Below are 18653 nucleotides of genomic sequence, written 5' to 3'. Positions count from 1 at the left end.
TCAGACCAGATTCTTCAGCCGGTAAATCCACTCCAATGCCTGACGCGGGGTCAGGGAGTCCGGGTCGAGATTTTCCAGCGCTTCCACTGCCGGGGACGTTTCTTCCGCAACCGTCAGCAGCGACATTTGCGTGCCGTCAACCTGCGTTGCAGCGGCATTCGGCGAGAGACTTTCCAGCTCGCGCAATTTCTGCCGGGCGCGTTTGATCACATCTTTCGGAACGCCCGCCAGCGCTGCGACAGCCAGACCGTAGCTTTTGCTCGCCGCGCCGTCCTGCACGCTGTGCATAAAGGCGATGGTATCACCATGCTCCAGCGCGTCGAGGTGGACGTTGGCCACGCCTTCCATTTTTTCCGGTAGCTGCGTCAGCTCGAAGTAGTGGGTGGCAAACAGGGTCAGTGCTTTGATACGGTTGGCGAGACTTTCGGCGCAGGCCCACGCCAGCGACAGACCGTCGTAGGTTGAGGTGCCGCGACCAATCTCATCCATCAGTACCAGGCTGTTTTCGGTGGCGTTATGCAGGATATTGGCGGTTTCGGTCATCTCCACCATAAAGGTTGAGCGCCCGCTTGCCAGATCGTCCGCTGCACCAACGCGGGTGAAAATGCGGTCCACCGGACCCATTTCCGCCTTTTGCGCCGGAACATAGCTGCCAATATAGGCCAGCAGCGCAATCAGCGCGGTCTGGCGCATATAGGTACTTTTACCGCCCATGTTCGGACCGGTAATGATTAACATCCGGCGCTGGGGTGAAAGGTTCAGCGGGTTGGCGATAAACGGTTCGTTCAGCACCTGTTCAACCACCGGGTGGCGACCTTCTTCAATGCGAATGCCCGGTTTATCGCTGAACGTCGGACAACAGTAATTTAGCGTATCGGCGCGCTCGGCGAGGTTCACCAGCACGTCCAGCTCCGCCAGCGCCGCCGCGCTGAGTTGCAGATCGCCCAGATGCGGGAGCAGCAGATCGAACAGTTCATCGTAGAGCTGTTTTTCCAGCGCCAGCGCCTTGCCCTTCGACGTCAGCACTTTATCTTCGTACTCTTTCAGTTCCGGGATGATGTAACGCTCGGCGTTCTTCAGCGTCTGGCGGCGAACGTAGTTAATCGGCGCCAGATGGCTCTGCCCACGGCTGATCTGAATATAGTAACCGTGGACGGCGTTGTAGCCGACTTTCAGCGTATCCAGCCCGGTGCGCTCGCGTTCGCGGATTTCCAGCTTATCCAGATAATCAGTCGCGCCATCCGCCAGCGCGCGCCACTCATCCAGCTCAGCGTTATAGCCGGGAGCAATGACGCCGCCGTCGCGCACCAGCACCGGCGGCGCGTCGATGATCGCTCGCTCCAGCAGCCCGCGAAACTCGCTGAACTCACCCATTTTCTCACGCAGCGCCTGCACTGGCGCGCTGGCGACGGTTTCAAGCTGCGCACGCAGTTCCGGCAACTGCTGGAACGCGTGACGCATCCGCGCCAGATCGCGTGGACGCGCGGTGCGCAGCGCCAGACGGGCCAGAATGCGCTCCAGATCGCCGACCTGCCGCAGCACCGGTTGCAGCTCGCCGGTATATTCCTGAAGCGCGCCGATGGTCTGCTGGCGGTTGGTTAACGTACGGGTATCGCGCACCGGCATATGCAGCCAGCGTTTTAACATCCGGCTGCCCATTGGCGTGACGGTACGGTCCAGCACCGATGCCAGCGTGTTATCGACTCCGCCCGCCAGGTTCTGGGTGATCTCCAGATTACGGCGCGTGGCGGCGTCCATAATGATGCTGTCCTGCTGACGTTCCATAGTGATGGAGCGAATATGAGGCAGGGCGGTGCGTTGGGTGTCTTTCACATATTGCAGCAGACAGCCCGCCGCGCACAGGCCGCGCGGGGCGTTCTCAACACCAAAGCCGATTAAATCACGGGTGCCAAATTGCAGGTTAAGCTGCTGACGAGCGGTATCAATTTCGAATTCCCACAGCGGACGGCGACGCAGCCCGCGACGGCCTTCAATCAGCGACAGTTCGGCAAAATCTTCCGCATACAGCAGTTCCGCCGGATTAGTGCGCTGAAGCTCGGCGGCCATCGTTTCGCGATCCGCCGGTTCGCTAAGGCGAAAACGCCCGGAGCTGATGTCCATCGTCGCGTAGCCAAAACCTTTGCTGTCCTGCCAGATGGCGGCAAGCAGATTGTCCTGGCGCTCCTGCAACAGTGCTTCATCGCTGATGGTGCCCGGCGTGACAATGCGGACCACCTTGCGCTCCACCGGCCCTTTGCTGGTCGCCGGATCGCCGATTTGCTCGCAGATGGCGACCGACTCCCCAAGGCTCACCAGCTTCGCCAGATAGTTTTCCACCGCATGATGCGGCACGCCCGCCATCGGAATGGGTTCACCCGCCGACGCCCCGCGTTTGGTCAGGGAGATATCCATCAGCTGCGATGCGCGTTTGGCATCGTCATAAAACAGCTCGTAAAAATCACCCATCCGGTAAAAAAGCAGAATGTCGGGATGCTGCGCTTTAAGCTTCAGATACTGCTGCATCATGGGGGTGTGGTCTGATAGATCCTTGTCGATAGACTCTTGCATATTGATTTTACTCATTCTTTAAGTCTTTTGGGTGCTCAGGTGGCTCCCTGTGGAACCACGTAAACCCATTTAAATCGATAAATTTTAACTCAGGCGTAGACCGGGTCTGGGTTTTGACTTGCTGGCAGACATTAACAACAATGGAACGCGATCAGTTGATGATAATCAACAGGTTACCTGTCAACGTCCAGCTATTTCCCGGCCAGCAAGGGCGAGTTGTCTGATTAGCCAATCCTGAACGAAACCTTATCTTATCACTGACAACCACCGGGATTCATCCGTTGGTTTGTCGTCAAAATTAACGCCACTAACAGGCATATATCGTTCAACGACGCGGATCTTAGACTCGCGTCGGGTGGCAAGGCACCGTGAGAGGTTATCAGATCTGCGACGGGCAGTGTCTCAGATTTTGCCAGTGATGATCGGGCACGCGAGGCGGCTCGCAATTTTGATGATTTTGCTTCCGGCGCACCAGCCGCAGCGGTGCGCCGGGTGAACAGGGCGGTACGGGATGAGATTCAGAGAGACGCGGGAAAGGGTGACTGCCGACACTGAGCTACAAGAGGGAACACATAAAAGCAGTCTGAAAATCCGGGTCACGTAGTTTCGCCGGACCGATTTCTCTCACTATTGACATATCAGCCACTCAATAGTTTATTATTTGATATATTGTTAAACCAGGGGTGAATCTATGTCATCAAAATTAAACTGGCTTCTACAAAACACAATGCCAGGATCTATGGTATTGCAGTCCTGGTTAACCAAAAATGGTATCAGTCCTTCTTTAGCCAATAAATATATGCACAGCGGTTGGTTACAAAAGCTACGTGCAGGGGTATACGTGCGGAGTGGTCGTGATCCTCAGTGGAGTGATGCCGTTCTGTGCTTACAAAATCAGTTTGGAGTTTCTGTGCATCTGGCGGGGCTTACCAGTCTGACCTGGCAGGGACGCTCTCATTATCTTCACTTAACGCATCAGGCGATTTGGCTTTGCGTAAAAGATAAAGCTTCATTGCCAAAGTGGTTCAAAGAATTTCCCAATGTCGAGTGGGTTTTAATTTATAATCAAAAACTTACAGTGCATGACGAAAAATATCTGTCTGAGGTAGACATTAAGGGCGAGCGCCTGAAAACGAGCATACCGGAATTAGCGGCTTACGAGATTGCTAATGCAGTTCCCGGTTCGCTTTCATTTGAACATGCTGCGGAACTCTTTCAGGGATTGGTCAATCTGAGTCCACGTAAAGTCGAAGGATTGTTACGGGCTAGTCGGGCAGTGCAAACCAACCGTCTTTACCTGTTTTTGGCCGAACACTATGATCATGCATGGGTTAAGCGAATAGATAAAACCCACATTGATCTGGGGGCCGGAAAACGCCAAATCGTAACGGGTGGCAAGCTGGACCAAAAATACCAGATTACTGTTCCAGAACGTTTTATTAGCAAAAGGATTTCATATGGATAAGCATTCTCCTTATTATCGGCAAGTGGCGTTACTGCTTAGTGCATTACCTGCTGTGGCATCAGAGCGCTGTTTTGCGCTAAAAGGTGGAACAGCGATAAACTTGTTTATTCGTGATTTTCCACGTTTATCGGTTGATATCGATTTAGCTTACATTCCGCTGGAAAGCAGAGATGTGGCGTTGCCAAATGTTCGGGCTGCTTTAACGCGTATCGCTGAAAGACTACAGCATCAGGGGGGCATTTCGGCGGTGCTCCAGACAAATAACGCTGATGAAATGCGTATTGTTGTTTCCTCTCAGCACGCGCAGATAAAGATAGAAGTTTCACCTGTTGCGCGAGGTACGCTTTATCCTCCAGAAGAACGCGACATTGTTGAAGCGGTAGAAGACGAATTCGGTTTTGCTAATATTCAGGTTGTCTCCCTGGCCGATCTCTATGGCGGCAAGCTTTGCGCTGCTCTGGATCGGCAACATCCCCGTGATTTCTATGACATTAAAATGTTACTCGAAACGCAAGGTATTGATCGTCATATCTTTAATGGATTCATCACCTATCTACTGGGACATCCACGCCCATTATCAGAGGTATTGAATCCCCACTGGAAAGATATTTCTCAGCTTTATGCCAATGAGTTTGACGGAATGACATTCAATGCGGTCTCTCTGGAAGAACTCAATGCGATACCCGAATTAATGATTGCTGCTCTCAAAGCACAATTTACGCAGCGGGATTATGATTTTTTGATGTCTTTCAAACGCGGTCAGCCAGACTGGCGTCTCGCTCCTGAAGAATTTATTCAGCATCTGCCAGCGGTTAAGTGGAAGTTACAAAATGTTGGTCGCATATCAAAAGAGAAACATATTCAGGCGATGGCAAAGCTTGAGACTATCCTTACCGAATGGCTAAAATAGTTTAGCTTTTCATCTCTACATTCACCTGTGGTGTCACTATACGCATTTTTCTAAACTCCCGGCGCTTCTTCATCAAAGCCCGGTCACTCGTCACCCAGCGTAAAGTTTGATGCGGAAAAACCATGCAGAAGGGGGCGCGGCCCCCTTTCTGTGATTAGCGTGACGCTGACGGGTCAACAATGGGTTTATTGACCAGAAAGAAATAGACCAGCGAGGCCGTAAAGGCGATGACGGAAGAAACCACCAGCGCGAGGGTAAAAGACCCGGTGCGATCGAGGATCATCCCGGTGATGATCGGGGCGAACGAACCGCCGATAAATCCGCCAAAATTCTGGATGCCGCTGACGGAAGTCACCAGCCGGGAAGGCACGGAAACCAGGATCAATCCCCACGCCGAGGTCCCGGCAAAATGGATGGAAAAGAGCGCCATGCTGATGCAGGCAACCGCCGTAAAGGTGCTTTCAGTATAGGCCGCTGGCAGGGTGAAACCTGCGGCGCACAGCAGTCCGAGGCAGATCATCCATTTACGGCTTTTCATTTTATCCGCGCCGCGCTTCATCACCCAGTCGGCAACCACCCCGTTGACCAGCATCCCCGCCGCGCCGAACAGGAACGGAATGGCGGCGACCCAGCCGGTTTTTTGCAGGCTTAAGCCACGGGACATTTCAAGGTACGAAGGCAGCCAGGTCAGGAACAGCCAGACCATATAGCCGACGCCGTTAAAGCCGATAATCATTCCCCACATCGATTTTTGTTTAAACAGCCCCGCCCAGTCTTTGAACGTGACTTTTGCGGTGCTGGATGGCGGGGTTTCTTCTTCAAGATGCGCAATGTCCTGCGCTGAAAGCCCGGCATCTTCGCGGTTGCGATAGAAAATGAACCACAGGACAGAGAGCAGGATCCCACTGACACCGATGATGATAAACATCATGCGCCAGCCAAATGCCAGCATCATGGCAATCAGCAGCGGCGGAGCCAGCGCCTGCGCCAGCGTAGATGACATGTTGACAATGCCCATCGGCACGCCGCGTTTACGAATGTTATACCAGTCGTTGACGACTTTTACCCCGGTCGGGAGGTGCGGCGCTTCACCGATCCCCAGCACCACGCGCGCGACGATCATCTGGCTGAAAGAGCCGACAAACCCCAGCGCCGTCTGGGCCACCGACCAGAGAAAAATGCCGAACCCGTACACCTTTTTAACGCCAAATCGTTCCATCACCATCCCAATCGGGAGCTGGCAGAGTGCATAGCCGAAAGAAAATACCGATAATAAAAGCCCCATCTCTGTCGCCGATAATCCCATTTCCTCGCGGATGGTGGTATTAGCAATCGAAAGCGATGTTCTGTCGAGAAAATTAATAATACCCGCCACGAGCAAAAACAGTAATGCCATAATTTGCAAACGCTTCAGGCGAGAGCTTGCTTGACTGGACATAGATTACCCTTTTGTAATGTTATATACGCCATTATTTAACGGCAATAATGGCGTGACAGGAGCCGGTTTTATTCCCGGAGGTATCAATACAAATTAAATATTAATTTCGAGAATTAATTCAATTTCAACAGGTGTATCGAAAGGGAGGGCATTCGTGCCAATCGCCGAACGCGCGTGCTTGCCACTTTCACCGAAGATGTCGATTAATAAATCGGATGCGCTGTTGATGACCAGCGGCTGATCTTTAAACGCATCAGCACTCTGAACAAAACCCAGCATTTTGACGCAGCCGGTGATGCGATCCAGATCGCCAAGATAGCCTTTCAGGGAAGACAGAATATTGATAATGCACTGACGCGCGGCGGCTTGCCCTTGTTGCAGGGTTAAATCCGCTCCCAGGCTTCCCGCATACATCAGTTCGCCCTTCACCCGGCAGTCATTACCGGAGGTATAGAGTAAATTACCGGTCTGTTTTACCGGAACGTAGGAAAATTTCGGCGCAGTGGGTTCACTGAGCGTAATACTCAGCTCGGCTAAACGAGATTCAATTTTCATTAAAAATTCCCTGGTATTTTAATTCAACAACGTTAATGCCAGCGCGGTATAAATTTGCGCGGCCTGATGTAATTCCTCAATACGAACAAATTCATCCTTGACGTGCGCCTGCGCTAAATCTCCCGGACCCATAATAATAGTGGGAATATGGCACTGAACGGAGAAAAACGGTGCCTCACAGGTGGCGTCAAAAATAGTTTTACGCGCTGTGCCAGTAATGGCATCCACCGCCTGGCAGGCGGTTTCCACCAGCGGATGCGTTTCGTTGATGGAAGAGGCCGGAATAAAAAGATAATTCTCCAGCGCATAATCGTTTTGCGCGTCCAGCCCGGACTCTGCCAGCGACGCCAGCAGGCTGGCATTGATCGCGCTGCGTTCCTCGCCCGGCAGCACCCGGCGGTCGATTTCAATACTGCACGACTGCGGCACAATATTCGGCGCGCTACCGCCGTTAATGGTGGTGATCAGCATTGAGGCGTTGCCTAACAGCGGATGATGCAGTGTTTTTACCCGCTGGCATTCTTTCATCAGTTCAGGCAGCAGCAGAGCCATTTTATCGATGGCGCTGTCGGGATCGCGGGTTTTCGCCGCATGGCCTGCCGTGCCGTGGGTGGTCAGCCGGGTACGGCTCACGCCTTTATGCGCCACGCAAATTTCCAGCGAAGTCGGCTCGCCGATAATGGCATAATCCGCCTCAACGCCCTGGGCGACAAAATGCGCCATGCCGAGGTTAACCCGCTCTTCATCGACGTTAAAAAGCAGCGTGATTTCACCATTAAAGGCATACTGGCGGCGCTTAATCAGCAGCGCGGTGTAAATCATCGCCGCCACGCCGGATTTCATATCCGCCGCGCCGCGGCCAATAATGCGGTCGCCGTCGATAACAGCGGCAAATGGCTCAACCGACCATCCGCTCCCGCAGGGCACCACGTCAGTATGACCGTTAAAAATAAGCCGTTTGCCGGGCTTCTGCCCCTTCAGGCGAGCGATAACATTCGGCCTGCCCGGTGCCACTTCCTGCACCTCGGTATCAATACCTTCGCGACGTAATAACTCCGCAATATATAACGCTACCGAATTTTCATTGCCCGGCGGATTTTCCGACGGATACTGGATCAGGCTGCAAAGAAGCGTGACCAGTTCCTGCCGTTCATCGGCAGTTAATGGAATATCAGTCATAATACTATTTCCGGCTAGTTAAAAACTTTTTCCGCGCGCGTCAATGGTAATGGTTTCGCTGTATTCGCCATTGCGGAAGGCATATATTTCATCGACGAGATTAGCGACCACGCAACAGTGATTTGGAATAATATGGATCTGCTCACCTATGGTCAGCGTGAATTGCTGTGGATCGTAGCGTAAATAACCGTGCTCTTCGTTGAGTTTCACCAGTTCGATTTTCGGGTATTCCTGAATCAGGCCGTAAGAACCTGGCGTGGCAGAAAGATCGGAAGTCAGCGATTTAGTGCCCGCATCAACGGTCGCATAACCCGGAAGCGGAATACTCACCACCGTCGCGCAAATCGTCAGCGCGCAGTTTTCCGGGGTATAAATTCCGCCGTTGATCGCATTCATATCGCCAAAAATAAAGTTACCCGCTCTCGATTCCGTAATGCCTTTTAATTCGTCGGCATACCATGAGGAAAGCGTTGAACCGCCGGATAATGTGGCGATGGCAAAGCCATTGGCATTGAGCAGATCCCGACTCCTGATTAACAACTGTGCTTCCTGGCGGGCGGCGCGGCGGATATCCTGCTCGGTGTGATACTGATAAATCGTGCCCGCGTAGGTGAACACGCCGGTCACGCGCAGCCCCGGCAGCGCGGCAACCTTCAGCGCGAAATCCAGCAGTTCTTCAGGCTGTACCCCTTCCCGGTGCGCGCCGTAATCAATAGCGATATCAATATCAAAGGTCAGCCCGTTATTCACTGCCGCCTGCGAAAGGCCCTGCGCGCCCGGCACACTGTCAACGATTGTGCGCATCGTGATTTTGCGCGCCAGCTCCGCGTAACGCTGGCATTTCTCCTCACCGATAAGCGGATAGGCCAGCAGGATGGCGTCAATGCCTGCGGCGGCCATGACTTCGGCCTCAGAAAGTTTGGCGCAGGTGATGCCGCTCGCCCCCAGGTGTTGCTCAAGCCTGGCCAGACGCACAGATTTATGCGTCTTAATATGCGGCCAGTGTTGAATGCCATTGCGGATAAGGCCGGAGGTCATGGTGGTAATATTTTTCTCCATGATATCCATATCCAGCGCGACATAAGGTGTGGTCAGCATTATTCCTCCTGACGGTTAACCGTCAATAGTCGGGTTCTCCCCTCGCAGTTCGCCCAAATAGGCGTAGAGGGTGTATTTTGAAATATTCAGAAATTCGCAAATCCTTTCGCCGGACTTTTTAATAAGAAATACCCCCTTGTCGTCAAAAAATTTAATCGCATTGAGTTTATCCTGACGAGTCATATTACTGACGGGTACGTCGATTAACGTCATGCACTCGGCGATTAAATAATCGAGCAGTTCGTTGACGTCCTTAACAAACACTTCATTCACTTCTTTAGCGGCGGCAGGCGTGCTGTCCGGGCGGCCCGCCATTTTGTTAAGCATTTTTTCAGCCTGCAAAATGTCGCTGATATCTAAATTAATGCACAGCGCGCCAATCACTTTTTTCTCGCCGTTACGCAAATAAACCGACGTCGAGCGCAGGGTTTTACCCTCGCGGGTTTTGGTAAAATAATTGTGCCTGTCGCCGTTCACGTCAGTACCACGCAGGACTTCCAGTCCGAGATTGCTGCTGGGATCGCCGACCTGGCGTCCGGTGACGTGACCATTGATAATGGCAACAATGCTGCTTTCCAGACCCTGCGAATGGTCATGCAATACCACTTCACAATTGTCGCCAAACTGGCCCGCGATCCCTTCCATCATCGGCATTAAAAAATCGAGATTCTCTTTGATGCTTTCCATATCAACCTGAAATTTAGTTAGACTAACAAACTTTTTGTATTGTATAGCGGCAATCGCGGGCAGGGATCAACCAAAAAATGAGCAAAAAGGGAGCGGGATCACAGTATAAGGCAAACGTTTTGTCAGGAATTAATCCATAACAAAACTTTTTGTTTGGTCTTTTTTTGCGCTACGGAAGGCTGGAAGCGTCAGAGGCGACGGAGAAAATTTGTGACCGCAGCCAGCTGTTTGCGGCATCGCCATCATTTTTGGGATGCCAGAACATACTGATGGTTAAAGGCGCAAGCTGCACCGGCGGTTCAAACAGATCCAGCGTTTCAGTGAAGCGCTGAAGCAGACGGCGCGGCAGGGTGCAAAGCAGATCGGTACTGGCGACCAGCGGCGGGGCGGTGGCGTAGCTTTGCGTTGACATCACCACGTTACGTTGTAGCCCTTTTGCCGCCAGCGCACGATCGACAAAGCCGGTAAAAGGATCGCCCTCCGAGGACACCAGCAGATGCGGGGCGGCGCAAAAGGTCTTTATATCAAGCCTGGCGGTGCCGCGCGGATGGCCTTTACGCTGTGCCGTGGCAAATTTATCGCTGAATAACCGACGGCCAATCCATGCGGGATGCGCGCCTGCGCTTACGCCGATATAAATATCCACCTCATTATTTTCCATTTCCGCAGGCAGACGGCTTAATTCCGGGAGCGAGAAGCGCAGCCGCATGCCGGGCGCGTTCGCCATCAGTTGATTAAGCAGATCGGCTCCCAGCATTAACGCCGGGTTTTCATGCAGGGCAACGACAAAAGTGCGGCGGCTTCGGGCGGGATCGAACTGTGCAGGCTCCAGCAGGGTGGTGATATTGCGCAGGATCTCGCTCACCTGTGGGCGAAGCGCCTCGGCGCGCGGGGAGGGGATCACCCCACGGCCATGCGGAGAAGAAATAAACAGCCGCTCGCCAAAAATCTCCCGCAGACGGGTCAGCCTTGCGGACATTGCAGGCTGACTGATACCCAGCCGCCGGGCGGCGTGGGTAATATTTTGCTCAGTCAGCAGGGCATCCAGGGTCAGCAGAAGATCGATATTAATATCGGCAATACGGGACATGACTGGCACCACTCTGACCGCGCACCCGCTTATTTCGCCGCGCGATTGGTATAGTTGACGGGGATCCAGTTATACCCGCCGCGCGCGTTATCGGCAATATGCCCTATCCCCGGCCACGGCAGATGAGGTGCGGCAATCAGTTCGCCCTCTTTAGCAAAATCCGCGAAGGCGGTCTGACGCACCGTAGCCGCCTGGGCCGGGTTTTCGTCATAGGTGATAGTAATCGCCGGTTCGGCGAACTGTACGGGGGCGACGTGAATAATATCGCCGATGAAGACGATCCGCTCACCCGCGCGCTGGAGCGTATAAAACGCGGAGCCTGGCGTATGGCCCGGATGTACCGTTCCGGTGATCCCTGGCAGCAGCTCAGCGCTGGCGCTGAACGTCCTGAGCTTACCAGCCTTCAGATAGGGGCCAAGCGCACGCTGGGCAAAGTCAAAATGCTGCTGGTCATAGCCGGTTTTTTTCTGGTTTTCATTATTGAAAAAGAAGTCGACATCAGGCTTGCCGACATACACGCTGGCATTGGTAAACACCCGCTGACCGTCTTTCACCAGCCCGCCTTCATGATCGGAATGGGCGTGGGTCAGCAAAACGTCGGTGATATCCTGCGGACGAATGCCCTGTGTCGCCAGACTCTCTACCAGTCGTCCGCCCAGCCCCGGCCCGAACAGTTGCCCCACGCCAGTATCAACAAGGATCTTGTGGCCGGGATATTCAATCAAAAAGGCATTGATCGACAATTCGACAGGATTCGCCTGAAACGATTTCGCCAGCAGGCCGTCGATGTGCTGCCGGGTCGTGTGCTGAAGCAGCGGATAGAGATCCTGCGGAACCGTGCCATCGGTAAACGACGTGACCCGCGCATCCCCGACCTGAATGCTGTATCCCCCCGCTGGCTGGGCTAAAACGTGCTGCGGTCCGACATCCGCCGCCTGGCCTGTGGCGCTCTGGAGCAGTGCGCCCGTCAGGATCAGTGCGCTGATAATCTTATTGTGCTTGATCATGTGAAAACTCCTTAGTGAAAAACACAGAATAGTCAGGCCGGAGCTATTAAAGAAGACAGATAAAATCAATATCACCTATCCATTATATGGATGGCTCTCACCGCCTCGCGTCCGCGCAGGCGGCACATTTGAACTATGATTGATGCGATATCGTCCATCGCTCAACTGCGGATCACATGAGGCTACAGAATGGAGTCCAGTTCTTTTCATAAAAGTTGGGGGGCGGAGTTTATCGCCCCGGATACAGTTCAGTTTCGCCTCTGGGCAACCGCGCATAACACCGTCGCCGTCCGGCTTAATGGTCAGGACACCGCGATGAAAGCCGTCGGCGACGGCTGGTTTGAACTTCAGCTCGCAGGCGTGGCACCCGGCGCGGAATATTACTTTGTGCTGCCCGACGGCACGGCGGTGCCGGACCCGGCATCGCGGGCGCAAAAGTCTGACGTTAACGGGCCTTCTCTGGTTGTCGATCCTGACCGTTACCCGTGGCAGCACGATGACTGGGCGGGACGCCCGTGGGAAGAGTCGGTGGTGTACGAGATGCACATCGGCACCTTTACCCCGGAAGGCACCTTCCGGGCGGCAATGAGCAAATTACCGGCCCTCGCCAGCCTCGGCATCACTATGCTTGAAGTGCTGCCGCTGTCACAGTTCAGCGGCAACCGTGGCTGGGGTTATGACGGCGTGCTGCTTTATGCGCCGCATTCCGCCTACGGTACGCCGGACGATTTCCGGGCGTTTGTCGATGCCGCCCACGGCCACGGACTGTCGGTGGTCCTCGATATCGTGCTCAACCATTTTGGCCCGGAAGGCAATTACCTGCCGCTGTTGTCCCCCGATTTCTTCCATAAGGAGCGGGTCACGCCGTGGGGGGCGGGCATCGCGTATGATGTGGACGCCGCGCGTCGCTATATTGCCGAAGCGCCGCTCTACTGGCTGAAAGAATTCCGGCTCGACGGCCTGCGCTTTGATGCTATCGATCAGATTGAAGACCGCGCCGATCGCCACGTTTTAATGGAGATTGCCCGACGCATCCGCGCGGACATTACCGATCGGCCGATCCACCTCACCACCGAAGACTCGCGCAACGTGACTTTCCTGCATCCGCGCGCGCAGGACGGCTCCGCGCCGCTGTTTACCGGCGAGTGGAATGATGATTTCCACAATGCGATACATGTCCTCGCGACCGGTGAAACCCACGCTTACTACCAGGATTTTGCCGACGCACCGGAAAAACACGTTGCCAGAGTGCTGGCGGAAGGCTTTGCTTATCAGGGCGAGGTATCACCGCAATCGGGCGACGCGCGCGGCGTGGACAGCCGCAGCCAGCCGCCGGTGGCGTTTGTCGATTTTATTCAGAATCACGATCAGGTCGGCAACCGCGCCCACGGGGAAAGGCTGCTTACCCTCGCCGGTGCCGCGCGCACCAAAGCCCTGCTGGCAACGCTGCTGCTTTCGCCGCATATTCCGCTAATTTTTATGGGCGAAGAGTTTGGCGAAACGCATCCTTTCCTGTTTTTCACCGATTTTCATGGCGATTTGGCCCGCGCGGTGAGGGAAGGGCGGGCGAAGGAATTTGCCGGTCACGCCGGTCATGAAGAGGGCAGCGTGCCCGATCCCAACGCACAAACCACGTTTACCCAATCGAAGCTCGACTGGCAGAAAGTGCAGAGCGAAGAGGGCAAACGCTGGCTGGCGCTGACCCGGCAACTGCTGGCGCTGCGTCAGCAATCTATTGTCCCGCTGCTGGCGGGTGCAGGCGGTAATACCGGGCAGGTGGTGGCGACCGCGGAAGGCTTCCTCGCGGTTCGCTGGGATCTGCCGAAAGGCACGCTGTCTCTGGCGCTGAATACCGGCCAACAGCCGCAGCCCCTGCCCGAACTGCCGGGCGAGATCCTCTTTAGCTCGTCCGATGCGTCAGACGTTTTGCCCCCCAACGCCGTTATTGTCCGCCTTGCGCCGGGAGAACCTGCATGAATATTCCCGCTTCGACTTATCGCATTCAGTTTCGTAACGGCATGACCTTCGACCGCGCCGCTGCACTGGTCCCGTACCTGAAACGCCTCGGCATTAGCGATCTTTACGCCTCGCCGATTTTCACCGCGACTTCCGACTCTACCCACGGCTATGACGTCACCAACGCCGGGGAAATTGAACCCTCTATCGGCGGTCGCGAAGGCTTTGAGCGGATGGTCAGCGCACTGAAAAGCGCCGGTCTTGGCCTGATCATCGACATCGTGCCGAACCACATGGCGGCCTCGCTGGAAAACCCGTGGTGGCGCGATGTGATTGAGAACGGCGAACGCAGCCGCTACGCCCGGCATTTTGATATCGACTGGTCGCGTCGGCTGACTCTGCCGTTCCTCGGCGATCCCTTCGACGAGGCGCTGGAAAAAGGGGATATCGTCATTAAGCGCGATCCGCAAACCGGCAAACCGGCGCTGGCCTGTTATGAAAGCCTGTATCCGCTGGCCCCGGAGAGCTGGCAGGGCCGGGAAGACGACGTGCTGCAACTCCGCGAGGCCAGAGATATCGCCGAGCTTCACGCGCGTCAGCCTTACGAACTGACCTGCTGGCGCGACGCCGCCAGCAATCTCTCATACCGCCGCTTTTTTGAGATCACCGGCCTCGTCGGGGTGCGGGTGGAAGACAAAACCGTTTTTGACGACACCCACCGGCTGATCCTCGAACTGGTGCATTCCGGGGCGGTTAACGGCCTGCGGGTCGACCACGTTGACGGCCTCGCCGATCCGAAAGCCTACCTTGCGCGTTTGCGTGAGGAAGCCGGGCCGGAGTGCTGGATAACGGTCGAAAAAATCCTCGGCAAGGGAGAGCATTTGCCGGAAGACTGGCCGATTTCCGGGACCACCGGCTATGAGTTTATCGCCGCGCTTTCCGATGTGCTGGTGGATAACGACAAAGTAGCGGCCCTGCGCCAGGCGTATGACCAGGTTGTCGGGGAGACCGTCAATCTGACCGCCGAACTGCGCGATGCGAAGCTGTTAATGGTGGACCGAAACTTCGAGGGAGAATTCACCACCCTGCTGCGGATTGCCGTGACGATTGCCCGCGCGGAAAACGTGGCGGCAGAGGAGGCGGCGATTCGAGACGCGCTGCGCGAACTGCTGGTTGCCTTCCCGGTGTATCGTACCTATGGCACGGACAGCGGCTTAACCGAGGCCGATAACGCGCTGCTGCAAAAGGTCATTGCCCGCCTCAGGATGGATCAACACGCTCCGCATCCCGGCGCGCTGAATTTCCTGCGGGATATTCTTAGCGGCACGCTTTCCCCGGCGGTGGCTGACCAGGCCGCGACCTTCCGCACCCGTTTCCAGCAGCTAACCGGCCCGCTGATGGCGAAATCGGTGGAGGATACGCTTTTCTTCCGCCAGAACATGGATCTGGCGCTCAATGAAGTGGGCGCGGAGCCGCTGCCGCGCACGTTTTCCATTCACCGTTTCCACAGGGAGATGCAGACCCGCCTTGAACGCCAGCCGGATGCGCTCTCCTCGACCTCAACGCACGATACCAAACGCGGCGAAGATGCCCGCGCCCGGCTGTACGCGCTGACCGAAGCGCCGGAAAACTGGGCGGAGTGCGTGGAGCGCTGGCGCAAAATTAATCAGCATAAAGTCGCGCTGCTGGATGATGGCGTTGCCCCTCGCGCTGCCGACACCTGGATGCTGTATCAGGCGCTGGCGGGCGTCTGGCCGCCCGATCTCCAGCCGCAGGACGCGGCGGAACTCAGCGCGCTGGAGGCGCGATTCGAGGCGTTTGTCGAAAAAGCGTTACGCGAGGCGAAGCTGCGTACCGACTGGGCCGACAGTAATGACGCTTACGAAAATGCGGTGCTGGACTACGCCCGGCATTTGCTCTCCCCGGACAATCAGGAATTCCTCACGGATTTCACCACCGCGCTTCAGCCGTTTATCCGCGCGGGGCTGATTAACAGTCTGACCCAGGCGGTGATCAAACTCACTGCGCCCGGCGTACCGGATATTTATCAGGGCAGCGAAACGCTCAATTTCAGCCTGGTGGATCCCGATAACCGTCGCGAGCCGGATTTCGCCGGGCTTGAGCAACTGCTGATCGCCGACGATCCGCTGGCCGCGCCGACGGAAGAAAGCTGGCGCAGCGGGCAACTGAAGCAGCACGTCACCACTCACCTGCTGCATCTGCGTCAGCAAAAACCGGCGCTGTTCCGCGAGGGCGACTATCTGCCGCTGGAGGCGACGGGCAGCCGGGAAGAAAACGTGCTGGCCTTCGCGCGGGCGGATGGTGACGACGCGCTGATTGTCATCGCTCCCCGGCTGGCCTTCGACGAGCATCACGACAGCCTCGTCCATATCGCCCGCTGGGCCGACACCCAAATCCTGCTGCCTGAACGCCTCGCCGGACAGCGCTATCGCGACATCTTCAGCGGCGACGTGATTTCGCCGGGGGAGAGGATCAACCTGTCATCCTTTGAAGGCGGCGCGTGCGTGGTGCTGGTAAAAGAGTAACAACCCCCTCCCGGCTCCGTTCGGAGCCGGGATCTGTGATCGCTTTCGAAAATTGCACTTAAACCGATGCGCAAAAGTGGACGCTATTGTGTTGCTAAACCGATTTAGTTAATTTAACTAAAAATTTTACAGGGAGAAGGTTATGTCAGCACAAGTATGGTGCCTGGGGGATGCGGTGGTCGATTTGCTGCCTGAAGAACCAGGGAAATTAAGGCAGTGTCCCGGCGGCGCGCCCGCCAATGTGGCGGTCGGCGTTGCCAGGCTGGGCGGCAAAAGCGGTTTTATTGGCCGGGTCGGGGACGACCCTTTTGGCCGTTTCATGCGCCAGACGCTGGCGGAGGAACGGGTCCAGGTTGAGTTTATGACCCTCGACGAGCAGCGGCGCACCTCGACGGTAGTGGTTGCGCTGGATGCAGGCGGTGAACGTTCGTTCACGTTTATGGTGCGTCCGAGCGCCGACCTGTTTCTGCGGGCGCAGGATTTACCCGTTTTTCAGGCGGGCGAATGGCTGCACAGTTGCTCCATTGCGCTGTCCGCCGAGCCGTCACGCTCCACGACTCTGGCGGCGATGCAGCAAATCCGCGCAGCGGGCGGCTTCGTGAGCTTCGATCCTAACATTCGCGCGGATCTGTGGACCGACGAAACGCTGCTGCGCGACTGTCTGGCGCAGGCATTACAGCTTGCCGACGTGGTGAAACTGTCTGAAGAAGAACTGGCCTTTATCAGCGGCACGGCGGAAATGGAGACGGCTATCCGGCAACTGGCGGCGCGTTTTGCCATCAAATTGCTGCTGGTAACCCAGGGGAAAAACGGTGTTCAGGCCTGGCATCACGGCGAGCTTAATCACTATCCCTGTTTGCCGGTCGTGAGCGTTGATACCACCGGGGCCGGAGATGCCTTTGTCGCCGGTTTGCTGTGGGGGCTGGCGCAGCACGGCCTGCCGGACGATGAGCCGCAGCTCGCCGCCCGCCTTGCCAGCGCGCAAATTTGTGGTGCGCTGGCAACCACCGCGAAAGGTGCGATGACCGCGCTGCCGTACCTTGAACAGTTGCAGGCGCAGCTCGCCTGACGCTGGATGCGCAAAGCGTGGAGCCGAAACTACGCGGCCAGACGGTGCTGAAATGCGTGACTGGCCGTTGCTCGACGGCAGGGTATTCATTAACTCTGTAAAGCCGTAAGAAAAACAAAACGCCTCGCTGCGTCTGCATTACCGCCAAAGGGGGAGTTGGTTGCCCCCTGTAAAAGAGGTAACATTCAAGCCTCTTTTACAGGCGTTAAACACCATGTCCGGCAAACGAATCGATCGTGAAAAACGCACTATCCGCAAGATGATTGCGCTATACCAGCGCCGTTGTCCCAACGCGCTGCCTGATGAGCAGCATTATCAGGCGCTCAACGCTTACGCCGAAAAGCGGCTGGATAAGTGCGTGTTTGGCGAAGAAAAACCCGCCTGCAAGCAGTGTCCGGTGCATTGTTACCAGCCTGTGAAGCGGGAAGAGATGAAGCTGATCATGCGCTGGGCCGGGCCGCGAATGCTGTGGCGGCATCCAGTCCTCACCGTGCGCCACCTGATTGACGATAAACGCCCGGTGCCGGAACTGCCGGAAAAGTACCGGCCGAAAAAACCGGCTGGCGCGAGCGAAAAATAACCCCGTCAGGACAGCGTAATACTGGTCAGTTAAGAACACCTGGCCGGATTATTCGAGGCTCAGAAGAAGATAAACCTGGCTGAAAGTCTGATGCTGGTTTTCCGCCCTCTCCCTGGCCCTCTCCCCCGGGAGAGGGGATGGTCCGCGTTCGTGGTAACGACTGGCGTCGGTTTTCTCCTTCTCCCTTAAGGGAGGGGAACTGTCCGGCGTTGTTATTAGTCAGGCTGCGCGATCCACCAAACTCCAGCCGGGGCACGTCCTGCCCCCTCTCCCCTGAGGGAGAGGGCTGGGGAGAGGGGGGAATTGCGGGTACTTAACACATCCAGATCCGATTACCCAAGTCTTTGAAAAAGATGAATTTGGCTGAAGGCCTGACTACTCCCCGGGAGAGGGGATGGTCCGCGTTTTCGGTAACGACCAGCGTCGGTTTCTCCCTCTCCCTCAAGGGATGGGAACTGTCCGGCGTTGTTATTAGTCAGGCTGCGCGATCCACCAAACTCCAGCC

At 55.8% G+C, this 18653-nt stretch carries 14 protein-coding genes; 6 read left to right on the top strand and 8 right to left on the bottom strand.

Going from position 1 to position 18653, the window contains the following annotated elements; translation table 11 throughout:
- A complete protein-coding gene (gene mutS / locus RT197_RS18625) occupies nt 1-2568 on the bottom strand; it encodes a DNA mismatch repair protein MutS (RefSeq protein ID WP_312952701.1) in 2568 nt (855 codons plus the stop codon).
- 691 nt (nt 2569-3259) lie between these two features.
- On the opposite strand from mutS, the gene RT197_RS18620 reads away from it, so the two are divergent.
- Both RT197_RS18620 and RT197_RS18615 read left to right on the top strand, forming a co-directional pair.
- On the top strand, nt 3260-4033 hold the full coding sequence (locus tag RT197_RS18620; protein ID WP_312952642.1) for a type IV toxin-antitoxin system AbiEi family antitoxin domain-containing protein: 774 nt from the start codon (nt 3260-3262) through the stop codon (nt 4031-4033).
- Entirely contained in the window at nt 4026-4943 is a 918-nt protein-coding gene (locus RT197_RS18615) for a nucleotidyl transferase AbiEii/AbiGii toxin family protein (RefSeq protein ID WP_312952641.1), read from the top strand. The genes RT197_RS18620 and RT197_RS18615 overlap by 8 nt, the downstream gene beginning before the upstream one ends.
- A gap of 154 nt (nt 4944-5097) precedes the next feature.
- Here the strand turns inward: RT197_RS18615 and RT197_RS18610 are convergent, their stop codons facing one another.
- The 7 genes from RT197_RS18610 to RT197_RS18580 all read right to left on the bottom strand — a co-directional run bounded on the left by RT197_RS18610 (nt 5098) and on the right by RT197_RS18580 (nt 11997).
- Entirely contained in the window at nt 5098-6381 is a 1284-nt protein-coding gene (locus tag RT197_RS18610) for an MFS transporter (protein WP_312952640.1), read from the bottom strand.
- Nucleotides 6382-6474: 93 nt separating this feature from the next.
- On the bottom strand, nt 6475-6936 hold the full coding sequence (locus RT197_RS18605; protein ID WP_312952638.1) for a RidA family protein: 462 nt from the start codon (nt 6934-6936) through the stop codon (nt 6475-6477).
- Between the two features lie 18 nt (nt 6937-6954).
- On the bottom strand, nt 6955-8115 hold the full coding sequence (locus RT197_RS18600) for a M20 family metallopeptidase (protein ID WP_312952637.1): 1161 nt from the start codon (nt 8113-8115) through the stop codon (nt 6955-6957).
- Between the two features lie 18 nt (nt 8116-8133).
- Nucleotides 8134-9213, bottom strand: coding sequence for an alanine racemase (locus RT197_RS18595; RefSeq protein WP_312952636.1), 1080 nt, complete (start codon nt 9211-9213; stop codon nt 8134-8136).
- 15 nt (nt 9214-9228) lie between these two features.
- Nucleotides 9229-9900 carry a helix-turn-helix transcriptional regulator gene (locus RT197_RS18590; protein WP_312952635.1) on the bottom strand — a complete coding sequence of 224 codons (672 nt, stop codon included), beginning with the start codon at nt 9898-9900 and terminating at the stop codon, nt 9229-9231.
- Between the two features lie 169 nt (nt 9901-10069).
- Nucleotides 10070-10990, bottom strand: coding sequence for a LysR family transcriptional regulator (locus tag RT197_RS18585; RefSeq protein ID WP_312952634.1), 921 nt, complete (start codon nt 10988-10990; stop codon nt 10070-10072).
- Nucleotides 10991-11019: 29 nt separating this feature from the next.
- A complete protein-coding gene (locus RT197_RS18580; protein ID WP_312952633.1) occupies nt 11020-11997 on the bottom strand; it encodes an MBL fold metallo-hydrolase in 978 nt (325 codons plus the stop codon).
- A gap of 189 nt (nt 11998-12186) precedes the next feature.
- On the opposite strand from RT197_RS18580, the gene treZ reads away from it, so the two are divergent.
- From treZ to RT197_RS18560, 4 genes are all read left to right on the top strand, one after another.
- Entirely contained in the window at nt 12187-13974 is a 1788-nt protein-coding gene (gene treZ, locus RT197_RS18575; protein ID WP_312952632.1) for a malto-oligosyltrehalose trehalohydrolase, read from the top strand.
- Nucleotides 13971-16499: a malto-oligosyltrehalose synthase gene (gene treY / locus RT197_RS18570; RefSeq protein WP_312952631.1), complete on the top strand. Its 2529-nt coding sequence runs from the start codon at nt 13971-13973 to the stop codon at nt 16497-16499. The genes treZ and treY overlap by 4 nt, the downstream gene beginning before the upstream one ends.
- A gap of 142 nt (nt 16500-16641) precedes the next feature.
- The gene (locus RT197_RS18565; RefSeq protein WP_312952630.1) at nt 16642-17568 is read left to right on the top strand and encodes an aminoimidazole riboside kinase; all 927 of its coding nucleotides are present in this window, start codon (nt 16642-16644) and stop codon (nt 17566-17568) included.
- A 214-nt stretch (nt 17569-17782) separates the two neighbouring features.
- The gene (locus RT197_RS18560; RefSeq protein ID WP_312952629.1) at nt 17783-18148 is read left to right on the top strand and encodes a nitrous oxide-stimulated promoter family protein; all 366 of its coding nucleotides are present in this window, start codon (nt 17783-17785) and stop codon (nt 18146-18148) included.
- Nucleotides 18149-18653 lie beyond the last annotated feature (505 nt).

It is taken from the genome of Superficieibacter sp. (assembly GCF_032071645.1).
Lineage (GTDB): Bacteria > Pseudomonadota > Gammaproteobacteria > Enterobacterales > Enterobacteriaceae > Superficieibacter.
This window is presented reverse-complemented; position numbering and strand designations above follow the sequence as displayed.

Coding starts and splice junctions, on each gene's coding strand:
- RT197_RS18585 (WP_312952634.1), bottom strand. CDS start 10,990: ATGTCCCGTATTGCCGATATTAATATCGATCTTCTGCTGACCCTGGAT.
- RT197_RS18595 (WP_312952636.1), bottom strand. CDS start 9,213: ATGCTGACCACACCTTATGTCGCGCTGGATATGGATATCATGGAGAAA.
- RT197_RS18580 (WP_312952633.1), bottom strand. CDS start 11,997: ATGATCAAGCACAATAAGATTATCAGCGCACTGATCCTGACGGGCGCA.
- RT197_RS18615 (WP_312952641.1), top strand. CDS start 4,026: ATGGATAAGCATTCTCCTTATTATCGGCAAGTGGCGTTACTGCTTAGT.
- RT197_RS18560 (WP_312952629.1), top strand. CDS start 17,783: ATGTCCGGCAAACGAATCGATCGTGAAAAACGCACTATCCGCAAGATG.
- RT197_RS18600 (WP_312952637.1), bottom strand. CDS start 8,115: ATGACTGATATTCCATTAACTGCCGATGAACGGCAGGAACTGGTCACG.
- RT197_RS18605 (WP_312952638.1), bottom strand. CDS start 6,936: ATGAAAATTGAATCTCGTTTAGCCGAGCTGAGTATTACGCTCAGTGAA.
- treY (WP_312952631.1), top strand. CDS start 13,971: ATGAATATTCCCGCTTCGACTTATCGCATTCAGTTTCGTAACGGCATG.
- RT197_RS18565 (WP_312952630.1), top strand. CDS start 16,642: ATGTCAGCACAAGTATGGTGCCTGGGGGATGCGGTGGTCGATTTGCTG.
- RT197_RS18610 (WP_312952640.1), bottom strand. CDS start 6,381: ATGTCCAGTCAAGCAAGCTCTCGCCTGAAGCGTTTGCAAATTATGGCA.
- treZ (WP_312952632.1), top strand. CDS start 12,187: ATGGAGTCCAGTTCTTTTCATAAAAGTTGGGGGGCGGAGTTTATCGCC.
- RT197_RS18590 (WP_312952635.1), bottom strand. CDS start 9,900: ATGGAAAGCATCAAAGAGAATCTCGATTTTTTAATGCCGATGATGGAA.
- mutS (WP_312952701.1), bottom strand. CDS start 2,568: ATGCAAGAGTCTATCGACAAGGATCTATCAGACCACACCCCCATGATG.
- RT197_RS18620 (WP_312952642.1), top strand. CDS start 3,260: ATGTCATCAAAATTAAACTGGCTTCTACAAAACACAATGCCAGGATCT.